Source organism: Hyphobacterium sp. CCMP332 (assembly GCA_014323545.1).
GTDB lineage: Bacteria > Bacteroidota > Bacteroidia > Cytophagales > CCMP332 > CCMP332.
Genome location: CP058647.1, coordinates 2,808,391 through 2,824,274, shown reverse-complemented (window position 1 = coordinate 2,824,274; position 15,884 = coordinate 2,808,391). Strand labels below are relative to the sequence as shown.

General features: G+C 37.3%; 14 protein-coding genes. 10 read left to right on the top strand and 4 right to left on the bottom strand.

What is annotated here, in order from left to right:
* Nucleotides 1-114: 114 nt before the first annotated feature.
* Genes HZR84_12450 through rsmA form a run of 3 tightly spaced genes read right to left on the bottom strand, consistent with a single transcriptional unit; the run spans nt 115 to nt 3,226 of the window.
* Nucleotides 115-1,062, bottom strand: coding sequence for a phosphoglycerate dehydrogenase (locus tag HZR84_12450; GenBank protein QNL22716.1), 948 nt, complete (start codon nt 1,060-1,062; stop codon nt 115-117).
* Nucleotides 1,062-2,414, bottom strand: coding sequence for a magnesium transporter (gene mgtE, locus HZR84_12445; protein QNL22715.1), 1,353 nt, complete (start codon nt 2,412-2,414; stop codon nt 1,062-1,064). Before mgtE ends, HZR84_12450 begins: the two co-directional genes overlap by 1 nt.
* Nucleotides 2,411-3,226 carry a ribosomal RNA small subunit methyltransferase A gene (rsmA, locus tag HZR84_12440; protein QNL22714.1) on the bottom strand — a complete coding sequence of 272 codons (816 nt, stop codon included), beginning with the start codon at nt 3,224-3,226 and terminating at the stop codon, nt 2,411-2,413. The genes mgtE and rsmA overlap by 4 nt, the downstream gene beginning before the upstream one ends.
* 74 nt (nt 3,227-3,300) lie before the next feature.
* Here rsmA and pdxA point away from each other — a divergent pair, with 74 nt between their 5' ends.
* The 8 genes from pdxA to accC are packed head-to-tail and all read left to right on the top strand — an operon-like array spanning nt 3,301 to nt 9,454.
* Nucleotides 3,301-4,314, top strand: coding sequence for a 4-hydroxythreonine-4-phosphate dehydrogenase PdxA (gene pdxA / locus HZR84_12435; GenBank protein QNL22713.1), 1,014 nt, complete (start codon nt 3,301-3,303; stop codon nt 4,312-4,314).
* 45 nt (nt 4,315-4,359) lie between these two features.
* Nucleotides 4,360-4,893: a DUF177 domain-containing protein gene (locus HZR84_12430; GenBank protein QNL22712.1), complete on the top strand. Its 534-nt coding sequence runs from the start codon at nt 4,360-4,362 to the stop codon at nt 4,891-4,893.
* 7 nt (nt 4,894-4,900) lie between these two features.
* On the top strand, nt 4,901-5,092 hold the full coding sequence (gene rpmF, locus HZR84_12425) for a 50S ribosomal protein L32 (protein ID QNL22711.1): 192 nt from the start codon (nt 4,901-4,903) through the stop codon (nt 5,090-5,092).
* Between the two features lie 3 nt (nt 5,093-5,095).
* Complete coding sequence (gene plsX, locus HZR84_12420; GenBank protein QNL22710.1) at nt 5,096-6,028, top strand: phosphate acyltransferase PlsX; 933 nt, start codon at nt 5,096-5,098, stop codon at nt 6,026-6,028.
* 2 nt (nt 6,029-6,030) lie between these two features.
* Nucleotides 6,031-7,026 (top strand): ketoacyl-ACP synthase III, encoded by a 996-nt coding sequence (locus HZR84_12415; GenBank protein ID QNL22709.1) that lies wholly within the window; start codon nt 6,031-6,033, stop codon nt 7,024-7,026.
* A 13-nt stretch (nt 7,027-7,039) separates the two neighbouring features.
* A complete protein-coding gene (gene efp / locus HZR84_12410; protein QNL22708.1) occupies nt 7,040-7,606 on the top strand; it encodes an elongation factor P in 567 nt (188 codons plus the stop codon).
* Nucleotides 7,607-7,609: 3 nt separating this feature from the next.
* Nucleotides 7,610-8,083 carry an acetyl-CoA carboxylase biotin carboxyl carrier protein gene (gene accB / locus HZR84_12405; GenBank protein QNL22707.1) on the top strand — a complete coding sequence of 158 codons (474 nt, stop codon included), beginning with the start codon at nt 7,610-7,612 and terminating at the stop codon, nt 8,081-8,083.
* A gap of 27 nt (nt 8,084-8,110) precedes the next feature.
* The gene (gene accC / locus HZR84_12400) at nt 8,111-9,454 is read left to right on the top strand and encodes an acetyl-CoA carboxylase biotin carboxylase subunit (protein QNL22706.1); all 1,344 of its coding nucleotides are present in this window, start codon (nt 8,111-8,113) and stop codon (nt 9,452-9,454) included.
* Here the strand turns inward: accC and tsaD are convergent.
* Nucleotides 9,451-10,455, bottom strand: a complete 1,005-nt coding sequence (tsaD, locus tag HZR84_12395) for a tRNA (adenosine(37)-N6)-threonylcarbamoyltransferase complex transferase subunit TsaD (GenBank protein ID QNL22705.1) — start codon at nt 10,453-10,455, stop codon at nt 9,451-9,453. The two genes, accC and tsaD, sit on opposite strands and share 4 nt — an antisense overlap.
* An 87-nt stretch (nt 10,456-10,542) precedes the next feature.
* Between tsaD and HZR84_12390 the strand changes: the two genes are divergently transcribed.
* Both HZR84_12390 and HZR84_12385 read left to right on the top strand, forming a co-directional pair.
* Entirely contained in the window at nt 10,543-15,009 is a 4,467-nt protein-coding gene (locus HZR84_12390) for a translocation/assembly module TamB (protein QNL22704.1), read from the top strand.
* Nucleotides 15,006-15,884 (top strand): DUF2279 domain-containing protein, encoded by an 879-nt coding sequence (locus HZR84_12385; protein QNL22703.1) that lies wholly within the window; start codon nt 15,006-15,008, stop codon nt 15,882-15,884. The genes HZR84_12390 and HZR84_12385 overlap by 4 nt, the downstream gene beginning before the upstream one ends.

The window sequence follows — 15,884 nt, the reverse complement described above, 5'->3', positions numbered from 1 at the left end:
AGATAATTCTAATAAACATAAAATTATTCAAGGTCTAAAAATGTGAAAGGTAATTCATTTATACAATTATTTAGTATTCTTTTTGGTTCTTATCTTCTCTTTTAAATATGTAAATCACCCATTTTGGAGTAGAAAATTTTCGATTTTGGATGCTAATACTTCATTTATTCTGGAATATGACTCTGAAGACCATCCCCCCACATGTGGTGTTAAAATTGTATTATTTCTGTTTACAAGGTCTTGAAGTATAGCTTTTTCAGAGTCTGAAAGTGAATCGAATTTCTCGTTTTCAAGCACGTCAAGTGCCGCTCCCTTTACTTTACCACTATCGAGGTTTTTTATCAAATCTACAAGTTTTACCACTTTTCCCCTTGAGGTATTTATCAGCCAAATATTTTTTCGAAAGTCATTTATCCATGAATCGTTAACCAGATAAACGTTTCTTTCAGACAACGGGACGTGTAAAGACACGATATCACATTTTTGTGTAAATTCTTCCCAGGATACTTTTTTAACATGTGATGGCAGATCCAAACTTGGCTTAATATCATAAGTGATCACAGAGCAACCAAATCCAATAAGTTTCTCTGCAAATGCTCTCCCCATATGTCCGAAACCAATAACCCCTACAGTTTTGGTATTTAATTCAAATCCCCTGTTGTCCTCTCTTAACCATTTGCCCCGGCGTATTTCATTGTTGGACTTTACAATTTTATGAAGCAATGAAAGCATCAGACCTATGCTGTGCTCCGCTAATGCGTCCTTATTGCCTTCCGGAGCATTAAATACTTCGATATTCCTTTTTTGAACTTCTCTTAAATCGATTTGATCCAAACCTGCACCGGCCCTGGCAATGAATTTCAGCGAAGGCGCATTTGTAAAGAATTCCGAGTCCAGATCGAGTTTGCTGCGCACGACTATTCCAAAATAGTCTTTTATTATATCTAAGGTTTCCTCCCGACTTATATTTGGTTGATAATTAACTATTAGTCCCAGTCTTTCCAGCAAAGGGACTATGGATTTATGCATTTTGTTGACAATTAGAACTGAGTGTCTATTCATTATAATCCGAGCAGTAAATGTGCTACAAGAAAATAAACGCCAAGACCTAATAAGTCGTTCGCTGTAGTAATAAATGGGCCTGAAGCCAGGGCCGGATTAATTCCGAAACTATCGAGTACAAGCGGAGTAAAGGTTCCCATAATTGAAGCTAAAAGAATAACTGAAAAGAGAGCTATACTTACTACTGTTGACAAAACCAGTGATTGACCCAGAATCATATTAAATCCAAATACCAATATGGCAATAACAAATCCATTCAACAAAGCAACAGACAATACTTTAGTTAATCTCCACCAATAGCCCTGATGAATCAGACTATTATCAGCAAGACTTTGAAGAATTATGGAAGAAGACTGAATACCAACATTTCCACCTGTAGCAGTAATTAGAGGAATAAAAAAAGCCATGGCCGGAATTAGCATGAGGTCTCCTTCAAATATTCCAATAAACTGAGCTCCCAACAATCCACCAACCATACCAACAACCAGCCATGGAAGACGGGCTCTTGATAATTCAAGCACGGAATCATCTTCATCAATATCTGCTGAAATACCGGACATTAGTTGTCTTTCCAATTCAGCCTGTTCGGTTATTACATCCACCACATCATCAATGGTGATTCGCCCCAATAGCTGACCATGAAGATTTACAACCGGAATTGCTTCCAAATCATATTTCTGCATAAGCTGTGCTACCTCTTTTTCCTGTTTATAAGTTTCGACCACCTGTACGTCCGGATCGTAAATGTCGGCGATCTTTGTATTGTCCTCAGCGAGAATGATTTTCTTTAGAGCAACCCTTCCAAGTAATTTGTTTTCATCATCGACCACATAAATGGAGTAAATTTTATTGACCCTTCCCGCTTGCCTTCGAATTTCTTCTATGCATTGAACCACATTCCAATTTATATTGGCTTTAATGAGTTCTTTTCCCATCAGGCCGCCTGCACAATCTTCTTCATAATGCAATAGGTCAAGTATGGATTTAGCCTTATCAGGGTTTTTTATAAATGAAATAACTTCCTCTCTAAGTTTTATCGGAAGCGATTGCAGAATATCTACGGAATCATCCGATTCCATAAAATTGATAAACCTCGCTATTTGTGCGGGAGAGAATGATGCTATGAAGTCTTTTTGATTTTCATCTTCGAGATTAATTATTATTTCAGCACCGACCTCAACTGGAAGTGTATCCAAAACATAACGCGCTTCTTCGGCATCGAGCTCATCCAGGATTTGGGAAATATCCGCAGGAAATAACTCATCCAGCACCTCTTGCACAAAGGCGGCATTATCCTCCTTTACTGCAAGTTTTACCTCATCGAGAAACTCACGTGTTAATTCAAAATTCATCCTGCCTTATCTGCTAATGCTTTTGCTATAAAAATAAACTCGGAAACAGATATTTGTTCCGGTCGCAATGTTAAATATTTTTCAAATTCCTTACCTAATGAATTCAATTCAATTCCAATTGTATTTCGCATCATTTTCCGGCGATTATTAAAGGACTTTTTTACCACAGGCTTTAAGATACTCATTAGCTTTTTATCAATGGCATCTTTTTTTAATTCAATCTTAAATACGGAGGAATTGACTTTTGGAGGAGGGACAAAGCTATTTGGCGCCACATCTAAAATTGGAGTACAAGTATAAAGCGACTGTAGCAGTACACTTAAAATTCCATAAGTTTTGGAACCGTGATTTGAGCAAATTCTATCTGCCACTTCTTTTTGAACCATAAACACTCCTTTATATATAAGAGAATAATTTTCGATTATTTTAAAAAAGATAGGTGAAGAAATATTATAGGGAAGGTTACCTATTAATTCTATTGGTTCAGGGAATTTTTGCCAATCCAGTTTTAATACATCCTCAGAAACTATTTCGATATTATCTTTTTGGTAAATCTCTTTGTTCCTGAGAAATTCCACCGATTCCCGGTCCAATTCAATCAATTTTAATTTTAAATCGGGATTTGATATTTTATCGACTATATATTTTGTCAATACACCCATCCCGGGTCCAATTTCAATTACCGTTTTTAGAGTATCGTATTGCAGCTCATTTGCTATTTTTTCCGCGATAGACTCGTCTTTCAAGAAGTGCTGGCCAAGGCTTTTTTTAGCCCTAACATATCCGTATTTTTTTGATTGATTTTGTTTCATCGGGCCGGTTTTGAGACTTTGGAAATTGCCTATCTTTGGGCAAAGGAGCTTATAAGCAAAAAGAATTACAAATTGTGAAGGAGAATAAGAGTTTAATTAAAATTGGAATTTCCATTGGAGATATAAATGGTATTGGGCCGGAAATAATTTTAAAATGCTTTAACCACAGAGAGATATTCAAATATTGCATCCCGATTGTTTATGGTCCATCCTATGTTCTGAATTTTTTTCGTAAGCAACTAAACTTAAATGATATCCGGATTAATTCAATCAAAAATGTATCTGAGGCCAGGCCAAAAAGCATCAATGTCATTGATTGTTTTCAAAAACAGATTACAATTCAAAGCGGACAATTTGATGAGGAATGTGGGAAGCTGGCGGCATCAAGTTTAAATGCTGTCGCGGAAGATTTGTTGCAAAAAAATATAGATGCATGCGTAACTGCTCCTATTAATAAGGAAAACGTTCAAAATGCCGGATTAAATTTTCCGGGGCAAACGGAATTTTTTACCCAAAAAGCAGGAGCTAGTGAAAGTATTATGCTGCTTTGTTCGGACAAAATGCGTATTGCATTGGTTACGGGCCATTATCCAATTTCTGAGGTCGCATCTAAAATTAATTCTGAATTAATCAATTCAAAATTAAAATTGCTGATAAGCAGTTTGAAAAAAGACTTTGGTATAGCCAAACCAAAAATCGCTGTCCTGGGCATCAACCCTCACGCAGGAGAAAACGGTAAAATAGGCCTTGAAGAAGTGGAAATAATTGCTCCGCTAATAAGAAAATTTAAAGAGAAAGGTGAATTTATCAATGGCCCCTATCCTTCCGATGGTTTATTTGGCTCGGGTAATTACAGAAAGTTTGATGGAATTCTGGCCATGTATCACGATCAGGCATTGATCCCATTTAAAATGATATCTTTTGAGGATGGTGTTAATTTCACTGCAGGACTCAACCTAATCCGCACTTCTCCCGATCATGGAACTGCATTTGATATTGCGGGAAAAGGCATTGCTTCAGAGAGTTCATTTCGCAAGGCATTGTTCATGGCCATCGATATTTCAAGGCAGAGAAATGAAAATTATTAAGGATACTGATATTTATTTTTATTAATTGAGTGATTCTCTTTAATTTTGCGCCTCGATATTGAAAAAGTCATGAAAAGAAAGGACTATTGGGTTGATATTATCAATCTGAAAAACGGGACTTATGAATACGATTTCAATATCCAAGATAAGTTCTTTGATTTCTTTGATAATAGTATTGTAGAAAGGGGTAAGCTTGAGGTTAAGCTCAGTCTGGAAAAAAGTGAAAGACTGATAAGGGTTATATTTAGAATTGATGGTACCGTTGAATTGATTTGCGACAGAAGCCTGAAAAAATTCAATCATCCCTTAAAAGTTCAACACGAGCATTTGTACAAGTACAGCGAATACGAGGAAAATGATACAGAAGACATCACTCATATTTCAGCCAACACAGAATCCATTGATATGGGTCAGCTGGTTTATGAATATATTGTATTAAATATTCCGATGAAAAAAATTCATCCGGATCATAAAAATGATAAGGAGGAAGGGTTTTTCTACAAAACTGAAATTAAAGAAGACAAAAACAAAAAAGGGGATATTGATCCTCGCTGGGAAGCATTAAAAAAATTAAAATAAATAGAAAATGGCACATCCTAAAAGGAAAATTTCCAAAACAAGGAGAGACAAGAGAAGAACACATAAAAATCTTGAGGCTAAGACATTGGCAACTTGTCCCACTACCGGCCAACTTCATCAGTTTCACAGAGCACACTGGTATGAAGGAAAACTTTATTACAAAGGCCAGGTGGTAATGGAAAAAGAAGTATTAGCATAAATTATGAGGCTTGCACTTGATGCAATGGGGGGAGATTATGCCCCTCAGGAAGCAATTTCGGGTGCCATTGAGGCAGCAGATGTTCTTCAGGACGAAACCGTTATTTTCCTTATTGGAGATGAAGCGGTAATCAGACCTAAGATTCCTGAAAAGTATCGAAACAAAATACAGGTTGTGCATGCCCCTGAAGTTATTGGCATGGGCGAACACCCTGTTAAGGCCCTTAGCGCAAAACCACAATCCAGTATAAACATAGGCTATGGAATGCTCAAGGCTAGAAAAGCAGATGCATTTTGCAGTGCAGGTAATACAGGAGCCATGCATGTTGGTGCTATGTTTAGCGTCAAGTCAGTTGAAGGTATTATCAGACCTGCAATAGCAGGGCTTGTACCAAAAGAAGGTGGTAACTACGGTGTAATTCTGGATGTTGGTGCCAATGCCGAGTGCAAACCCGATGTGCTCACGCAATTTGCCCAACTGGGTGATATCTATGCGAGAGAAGTGCTAAAAATTGAAAATCCCAAAATTGGCCTTATGAATCTTGGGGAAGAAGAAGAAAAAGGCTCCTTACATACCCAGGCTGCACATCAATATCTTAAAGTGTCTCATTTAAATTTTATAGGCAATATCGAAGGTAGGGATGTTTTCAACGACAAAGCAGATGTTATAGTTTGTGATGGCTTCGTCGGGAATGTGATTTTGAAAATGGCAGAAAATTTTTATGATTTACTATCGAAAAGAAATAAACTTGATTCCTATTTTGATCAATTCAATTATGAAGAAATTGGCGGAAGCCCTATTCTTGGAATCAATGGAAATGTGATAATCGGACATGGTGTATCAACTGCCAAAGCCTTTAAAAACATCCTATTAATGGCTGAAAAAATGGTAGAATCGGGTCTTTTTCACAAAATCCAGGAGTACTTTAAAAATTAATTATGGCCAAAATTACAGCGGCAATAACAGGAGTGCAGGGACATTTGCCCGATTATGTGCTTACTAATGAAGAGCTGTCCACCATGGTAGAAACCAATGATGAATGGATTACCAGCCGAACCGGAATTAAAGAAAGACGAATTTTAAAAGGAAAAGACAAGGGCACATCACATATGGCTGCCCCTGCAGTAAAAAAGCTTTTGGAAAAGACCAATACCGACCCCATGGATATTGATCTTATCATTTGTGCCACGGTAACCGCAGATTTTATTTTCCCCGCAACAGCCAATATTATTGCCAATGAAGTTGGCGCGAAAAGAGCCTATAGCTATGATCTGGCTGCCGCATGTTCCGGATTTTTATATTCATTAACACAGGCTGCCAAAACAATTGAAAGTGGTTTTCACAAGAAAGTAATTGTTGTTGGTGCTGATAAAATGTCTTCCATTGTGGATTACAAGGACAGAACAACCTGTATAATCTTTGGAGATGGTGCTGGTGCTGTATTGCTGGAGGCCAATGAAGAAGGGAATGGACTAATTGACTCTCAATTGTATTCCGATGGTTCGGGTTATGAATTTCTTCACCAAAAAGCCGGAGGAAGCAGAAGGCCTCCCAGTAACGAAACTATCGCCAAAAGGGAACATTTTGTGCATCAGGAAGGCGCTCAGGTATTTAAATTTGCCGTAAAAAATATGGCGGATGTAGCCTATGAAGTAATGCAAAGAAATAATCTTAGCTCTGAAGATATTGCCTGGCTCGTACCACACCAGGCCAATAAAAGGATTATTGATGCCACCGCAAATCGCATGGGATTGAATGAAGACAAAGTAATGCTAAACATTCATAAATATGGCAATACTACAAATGGAACTATCCCTTTATGTCTTTGGGAATACGAAAATCGAATGAAGAAAGGCGACAATATTATTTTGGCTGCTTTTGGAGGCGGATTTACCTGGGGAGCCAGTTTTGTGAAATGGGCATATAATTCTTAATATTAGTCAAAATATGGCATCAACTGCTGATTTTAAAAACGGATTATGTATTGAATTCAACAATGACCTTTATACCATTGTGGAATTCCAGCATGTTAAACCGGGAAAAGGTGGCGCATTTGTCCGAACCAAATTAAAAGGACTTAGAAACGGAAAAGTAATTGACCACACTTTTAATTCGGGTGTAAAAGTTACAACAGCAAGAATTGAAAGACGTCCTCATCAATTTCTATATAAAGATGATTTAGGCTTCCATTTTATGGATACCTCCACCTACGAGCAATTGAGTTTGCCCGATGATCAAATTGAAAATGCCGATTTAATTAAAGAAGGTCAGGAAGTTGAATTAGTTTTTCATGCTGAAACAGAAAGTGTTTTATCATGTGAATTGCCGGCCTTTATTAATTTACAGGTAACCTATACCGAACCCGGAATTAAGGGAGATACTGCTACAAATGCAACAAAATCTGCTACTTTGGAGACCGGGGCGGAAATACAGGTGCCTCTTTTTATAAATAACGAAGAACTACTTAAAATTGATACGAGAACTCGTTCGTATGTTGAACGCGTAAAAGAATAGACGATGAAAGCAAAAGAAATTCAGGATTTAATTGAGTTCATCTCCACTTGTGGAATGGACGAGGTCAACATAGAAACAGACCAAATCAAATTACATGTTAAAAAACACGGTGAAACTCAGGTAGTAAGTGCACCGGCTCCGGTTCAAAATCCTGCTCCGCAGGCCGCTGCGCCAAGTCCTGCCCCATCTGCCTCTGCTCCCGCTCCTACCCAGAGTACTGCAGATGAAGATTCAAAATACGTAGCGATAAAAGCACCAATGATCGGTACATTTTACCGTTCTCCAAATCCGGAATCTCCATCTTTTGTCAATGTTGGTGACAAAGTTGAAGCCGGTCAAACAATATGTATTATTGAAGCAATGAAGCTTTTTAATGAAATCGAATCTGATGTTTCAGGAACGGTGGTAAAAGTAGTTGCTGACAATTCTTCTCCTGTAGAATACGATCAGGTATTATTTCTGATCGATCCCAGTTAATAAAAGAGATTCATAAGCGATATTTCTATGTTTAAAAAAATACTCATCGCCAATAGAGGCGAAATAGCTCTTAGAATTATCCGGACCTGTAGGGAAATGGGCATTAGTACGGTTGCCGTGTATTCCACAGCTGACAAAGAAAGCTTGCATGTCCGATTTGCTGATGAAGCAGTTTGTATTGGTCCTCCTCAAAGCTCTGAAAGCTATTTGAATATACCGCGGTTGCTGGCAGCTGCAGAAATAACCAATGCAGATGCAATTCATCCGGGATATGGTTTTCTATCAGAAAATGCTGATTTCAGCGCTATTTGTGAAGAATACAAGATAAAATTTATTGGTGCCAGTGCCAACATGATCAATGGTATGGGCGATAAAGCTTCCGCTAAAGCCACGATGAAAAAGGCCGGTGTTCCTACAATTCCCGGAACGGATGGTTTATTGAAATCTGTCCAGGAGGGAATGAAATTGGCTGAGAAAATGAAATACCCTGTTCTTCTGAAAGCAACCGCCGGTGGTGGTGGTAAGGGAATGCGGATTGTCAAAAAAGCCGATGAATTTGAAGCAGCATGGAAAAGTGCAAAACAGGAGGCAGCAGCCTCTTTTGGAAATGATGGCTTGTACATGGAAAAATTCATAGAGCAGCCAAGACACGTAGAAATTCAAATAATAGGCGATCAGTTTGGAACGGTTTGTCATCTCTCAGAAAGAGACTGCTCCATTCAGCGAAGACATCAAAAGCTTATTGAAGAAACCCCATCTCAGATACTTAATGATGATCTGAGAGAAAGAATGGGTGAAGCCGCAATAATAGGTGCTCAGGCCATAAATTATGAGGGAGCCGGAACAGTAGAGTTTCTTGTTGATAAAAACGGTGATTTTTATTTCATGGAAATGAACACCCGGATTCAGGTCGAACATCCAATTACTGAAGAAGTTACCGATTACGATTTAATCAAGGAACAAATTAAGGTGGCGGCAGGAATTCCTATCTCCGGTAAGAATTACTTTCCAAAACTTTGTTCGATGGAATGCCGGATCAATGCTGAAGATCCTGAAAATGGCTTCAGGCCAAGTCCCGGTAGAATTACCAACCTTCATATTCCGGGAGGTCATAAAGTACGGGTTGATTCACATGTTTATGCGGGCTATACCATTCCACCAAATTACGATTCTATGATTGCCAAACTGATTGTGAGCGCTCAAACCAGGGAAGAATGTTTGGTAAGAATGAAAAGGGCCTTGCAAGAGTTTGTAATTGAAGGTATTAAAACAACCATCCCCTTTCATATAAAAATGATGGATAATGAAATCTTCAAATCGGGAAAATATTCGACAAAATTCCTCGATGAATATGCCTACAAGGATCTTTAAATAGATAATCGGGCCAAAGGCGTGATGGCCTGGTCTGAAAATTCCCCTTTTAAAAATTTATAATGTGCGGCCATGGCAATCATGGCTGCATTATCTGTACAATACTGAAAATCCGGTATATAGGTATTCCAGGACTTTTTATTGCCGGTACTTTGTATAGCCATTCTCAAACCTTTATTTGCGGAAACTCCTCCGGCAATTGCTATTTCCCCGATTCCTTTATCCTCAGCAAGTTTTTCTAACTTTTGCATCAGGGAATCAATGAGTGTCTTTTGATAGGAGGCACAGATATCGTTTAAATTTGATTTAATAAAATCCGGATCCTTCATTAAGTTCTTCTGCAAGAAATACAGAAGCGAGGTCTTTATACCGCTGAATGAAAAGTTGTAATCGGGCATATCGGATATGGGAAAAGAATAAACACTAGAATCACCAAGTGCAGCGTGCTTATCAATCTCTGGCCCTCCCGGATAACCAAGACCAAGGAGCTTAGCCGCTTTGTCAAAAGCTTCACCAACGGCATCATCAAGCGTTTGTCCGGCTATTTTCATATTTAGATGATCTTCGACAAGCACCAATTGTGTATGACCTCCGGAAACGGTAAGACAGATAAATGGAAATGAGGGCTTTGGATCTTCTATAAAATGAGCCAAAACATGCGCCTGCATATGATTTACTTCAATAAGAGGAATATTTAAAGAGAGTGCCATTGATTTTGCAAAGGACAGCCCTACCAATAATGGCCCCATCAATCCCGGCCCCCTGGTAAAAGCAATGGCCTGAATCTGCGTTTTATCTATCTTTGCGACAGAAATTGCCTGATGCACAACCGGAATTATATTTTGAAGATGCGCTCTGGAAGCCAACTCGGGAACTACTCCTCCAAATCTCTTGTGTACATCCTGATCAGCAATTATGTTTGATAAGACCTTAGCATTGCTTATGATTGAAGCAGAAGTTTCATCACAGGAAGACTCGATAGCTAAAATTATTGTATTCATAAATTGAAAAGAGGCGCCGCGAAATTACAAAGAATCTTTAAAGGGATTTTCAAATCCCTTGTTTACCTAATCTTTGCCTTAATTTTATTGGTGGGCATTATTGGCTTAATTTCAAGGAGCTCATTTGTTCAGACCTATATCGTTCAGAAAATCACCTCAAAAATTTCTTCTGACTACAATGTAGATATTAGTGTTGGGAAGTTTTATTTAAGCGGGTTTAGAACATTAAACCTAAAAGACGCCCTCATTCTGGATCATCACCAGGATACAATGATCTATGTAAAAAGTCTGAGTGCCGATGTATCTATAAAAAATATTTTTGCTAATAATACGCTCTACCTGAGCGATATAGAGCTTCTTTCACCCTATTTTTATCTTCATAAAGCGAAAGAAGACAGCACTTTCAATATTAATTACTTTGCAAACAAACTCAGCCCTCCCAAAGCGCCGGACAGTCTAAAAAAAGATCAGTTCAAGGTATCCCTGGAAAAAGTGTTAATGAGTTCAGGTACATTTATTTTAGAAGGAGATACGGTTCGTCCGGTAGATGCTGGTCAGTTTAATCCGGACTATATACGCTTTAATAAGATTAATGCTAATCTTCAAAACTTAATCGTACATTTTGATTCAATAATGAGCGATATAGACAGTCTCAATTTTGTAGACAACAGAAGCCAAAATGATTTCAATTTGTCGCATACAAATTTCCGCATGACTTCCTCAAATATGCTCTTATACAACACAGACATAAGCTTCAATAAAAGCCATATCAAAGACAGTCTTCAGTTCTATTTTTCAAAATGGCCCGATTGGTCAAATTTCAATGAAAAGATTGAAATGAAGTTTTCGCTTGAAAATACAAGAATTTGGACGGGAGATATTAATTATTTTGTCCCTGTTTGGAATAGAAAAAATGAAAATTTCCTTATCAATGGAAAATTTCAAGGGTTTTTAAATTCATTTATATTTAAAGATCTCAGTCTTGTCTATGGGCGAAACTCTTATTTAAATGGCGATCTGAGCATTGAAGGTCTTCCCGAAATAGATAATTCAATTATTTCCTTAAAAATTAAAAGCTCCCATCTCAATATGGACGACCTCAAAGGATTTTTCAATGAAGAAGCCCGGCCTTATCTTCAAAATCTCGATTACGTTGATCTCAACGGAAATTTTGATGGTTTTTATTACGATTTTGTAGCAGATGGTGAATTTAAAACGGGTCTCGGAACAGTGCGATCTGATATGAATCTTAAAGTACCCGATTCAGGACCGGCTAAATACAGCGGTAAATTAAGCTCCAGAAATTTCAAACTTGGCAAACTTATAGGCAGAGAAGATCTGGTAAAAACAATTAATATCAAGGCCAATGTCAATGGAAAAGGATTCAATGCCAAAGAAGCCGACATGCAAATGGAAGCAACGCTGAGTAAATCTGTGATTTACGGTTATCAGTACAATGAAATTAACTTCAATGCGCATTTAAAAGAAAATCTTTTTGATGGATCTTTTAATGTAAAAGACAGCGCTCTCAATGTCGTGCTAAACGGTCTTATTAATCTGGATCCGGAAATTGAAAAAATCGACATTCAAGGTGAAATAATTAATGCTGATCTCGATAGAATTAATCTGAGTGAAAAAGAGGGTTTTGTTAAAGGAAAAGTCGATCTGGATTTTGCAGGATTGACATTTGATAAAACTTCAGGATATGGAAATCTAAGTGAAATAGAGGTGTTTTACGATGATAAATATCTTGAATTGGATACCATGAGTATAATTTCACAACTTGCGGAAGGGATTCGAAATATTGATATTAATTCAGATTTATTCAACGCAAATATCAAGGGCAATTTTAAACTGAAATCTGTTTACAATGATTTTCAAATGATTCTCAAAGAATATCAATTGCAAATAGTAAATGACGATGAGGACATAAAAAAATACTATGGGTCAAAAATTAAATCAGACAATAAATATTCCGCAGAATGGTATATCGATTTTAATGATATCAACCCCATTGTAAGTTTATTTTATCCGGAATTTTATATCTCTACCAATACAAAAGTTGAAGGTCGTTTTTCCGTAGGCAATACAAATATTTTTAACCTCTTTACGAGCATTGATACACTGATTTACGACAACTATCAGTTTTACAATAATGAATTCGACCTCTCGAGTTCAAAATATGCCGATAGCAGCGAAATTTTGGCATTTGCCTATGTATTTTCGGAAAAACAAATCATACCAAATGTTATTGAAGGCAAAGATTTGATGACCGAGGTATTGTGGAATGATACTAAGATCAATTTTGAATCGGCATTCCGCCAATTTGATGATTCCAATTTTGTCAATTTTGCCGGAAAGGCCATCTTCAAAATTGATTCAACAGTACTCTCATTTACAGAAAGTGATTTTAAAATTTTTGAGAATAATTGGGATATTGAAGATCAAAACCGGGTAGTATTTAAACAAAATGAAATAAAAATTGACAACCTGAACTTCAATTCCAAATACGAAAGCATCTCAATAAACGGAAGCATTTCAAGAAATCCTGAGGCAGTTTTGAAAGTTGAATTTAAAGATTTCAACCTCAGAAACTTAAACCCGATCATAGGAAGGAATATAAGTGGTGTGCTAAATTCCGATTTATCTTTTATTAATATTTATAATCAATTTCAAACTTACGGAACGATTCGTGCCAATGACTGTACCATAGAGGGATTTTTAGTCGGAGATATTGCCGGAACATCAAAATGGGATAATTCGCTTAATGCCATTGTTTCAAAATTTACCATAGACAGGTTGGGAAAAAAGATTCTTGAACTGGAAGGCAGGGTTGTTCCTGCCGGCGATTCCACAGAATTAAATATTGTTGCAAAGCTTAACAGCACAAATCTAAATATCATAGAACCCTTTGCATCTGATCTGATCTCAAATATTAATGGCGTTGCCGATGGGTATTTAAACTTAAACGGTACTACCTCCCAACCAGTATTGAAAGGATGGGTGGCCATCAAGGATGGAGGTTTGTTGGTTAATTATCTCAATACCTATTATTCATTCAGTGACAGACTCGTATTTAATACGGATAATATTTCTGCCAGAAATCTTAATTTGAAAGATAAAAATGGCAATCAGGCAATATTAAATGGTGGTATTTTTCATGATGGCTTTACGAATTTTGTGATTGACCTAAGCGCATCTTTGAACAGGTTTGAAATATTAAATACATCAAGCGACGATAATAATCTCTATTACGGAAATGCTTTTGCTTCTGGTTCTGTTAACTTTTTAGGTTCATTTTCAGACATTCAGATCAGCGCAGATTTGCAAAGTGAAAGAGGAACCTATGTTTATATTCCAACGGATAATTATACCGAATTGGAAAAACAGTCGCATATAACCTTCCTGAGCGAACTCGAAAAAGAAGATGATGGAAATATAATAGATGAATTTAATGTAGACCTCTCCGGCGTAAGTATGAATTTAAATTTAAATATTACCCCCGAGGCCAGAATGGAAATAATTCTCGATCGCCAGACCGGTGATATAATAAAAGGACAAGGTCAGGGAGAGCTCAGTTTAGAAATAGATACCCGAGGTGATTTTAATATGTATGGCTTTTACGAAATAGAAAAAGGAAGTTATAATTTCACCCTCCTCAATATCGTCAATAAAGAATTTAATGTTAAGGAAGGTGGAAGAATATCATGGTCCGGAGACCCCTATCAGGGCCAACTTGATCTTACAGGAACTTATACACAATCGGTGCCTTTAAAACCTTTAATGGAGTCGGCAGATTCTATTTTTCTCAACAGTCCGCAGGCAACCCGAAGAAGCCCGGTCAGCGTAAACCTGCATTTAACAGGTCCTCTTTTAAATCCCGAATTTGAATTTGGAATAGATATTATTGATCCTCCTGTTTATCAGGGTTATGATTTTAACAATGACCTTTTGGCTTTTCAGAATAAGATTCAAAACAACCGAGACTATTTGAATCGACAGGTTTTTAGCCTTATAGTTTTAAGACAATTTTCACAGGAAGAATCCAATTACCAGCAGCCTGCTGGTAGGAATTTAAGCGAACTTTTAACCAATCAGTTGAGCAATTACGTTTCTTCTGTCAATGAAAACCTAGAAATTAATTTTGACTTAAGCGGATTAAGCCAGGAAGATTTAAATGATTTGCAATTGCGATTGTCATATACCTTTCTTGAAGGCAGGCTCAGGGTAACAAGAGAAGGGGGCTTTACCAATTCCACCAATGAAACAGACGTATCAACAATTATCGGAGACTGGACCATTGAATACGCTTTGACACAGGATGGACAACTAAAAGCCAAAATGTTTAACCGCAATAATTCCAATGTCTATCAACCGGGTGCAAGATCCACCAATACTACGGGTTTAAGTGTGTTATACACCAAATCATTTGATGATTTTGTTGAATTTCTAAAAAAAGAAGAGAAAGAACCGAAGAAGAAAAAAATACCTATACAGAAAATCGATCAAGCCAGAAATGAAGAAAAGGACACACCTACAATCGAGCAACAATGATAAGGCCCTTTCTTTTTATTATTGCCTTTGGGTTTTTGCTAAGCGCCCATGCCCAGGACAGCACCGAATTTAACTCGAGAAAATTCAATACCTATCTTATAGGGACAGCCGCGGTATATTCCGGAACATTAATTGGTTTGCAGGCACTTTGGTATTCGGATTCCGAACAAAGAAGTTTTCATTTTTTTAATGATAATAGTCAATGGAAACAGGTTGATAAAATAGGGCATGCTTATTCCTCCTACCAATTGGGAAGAATATCATATGATTTATTAAAAAATGCAGGCGTCCCAAGAAAAAAAGCTGTTTTTTGGGGAGGATTAACCGGTTTTTTAATGCTTACACCAGTAGAAATTCTGGATGGTTTCGCACAGGATTACGGCGCTTCCTACGGCGATCTGATTGCCAATGCTGCCGGGTCAGGAATATTAATGACACAACTTTACCTCTGGGATGAAATCCGGATTAAACCTAAATTTTCATTTCACAGAACTTCTTATTCCAAAGACAATCCGCAATTGTTGGGAAGTAATTTTTATGAAGAAATTTTTAAGGATTATAATGGGCAAAGTTATTGGCTATCTGTTGATATAAATGCCTTTGTCAAATCAGAAAACAGGTTTGTCAAATGGGTTAACATAGCGCTAGGCTATGGAGCCGAGGATATGTTGATCGCAAGAGATGGCCCCAATCGAATTTTGGGCTACCACCCCTACCGACAATTTTATTTGGGTCTGGATCCTGATTTGAGTCATTTAAAAGGCCAAAATAAATGGCTCAATACAGTTATTTACATTTTGGATGGCATCAAGTTACCGGGGCCAACTTTAGTTATTCAAAGAGATAAAGTACTTTTCAGACCACTATATTTTTAG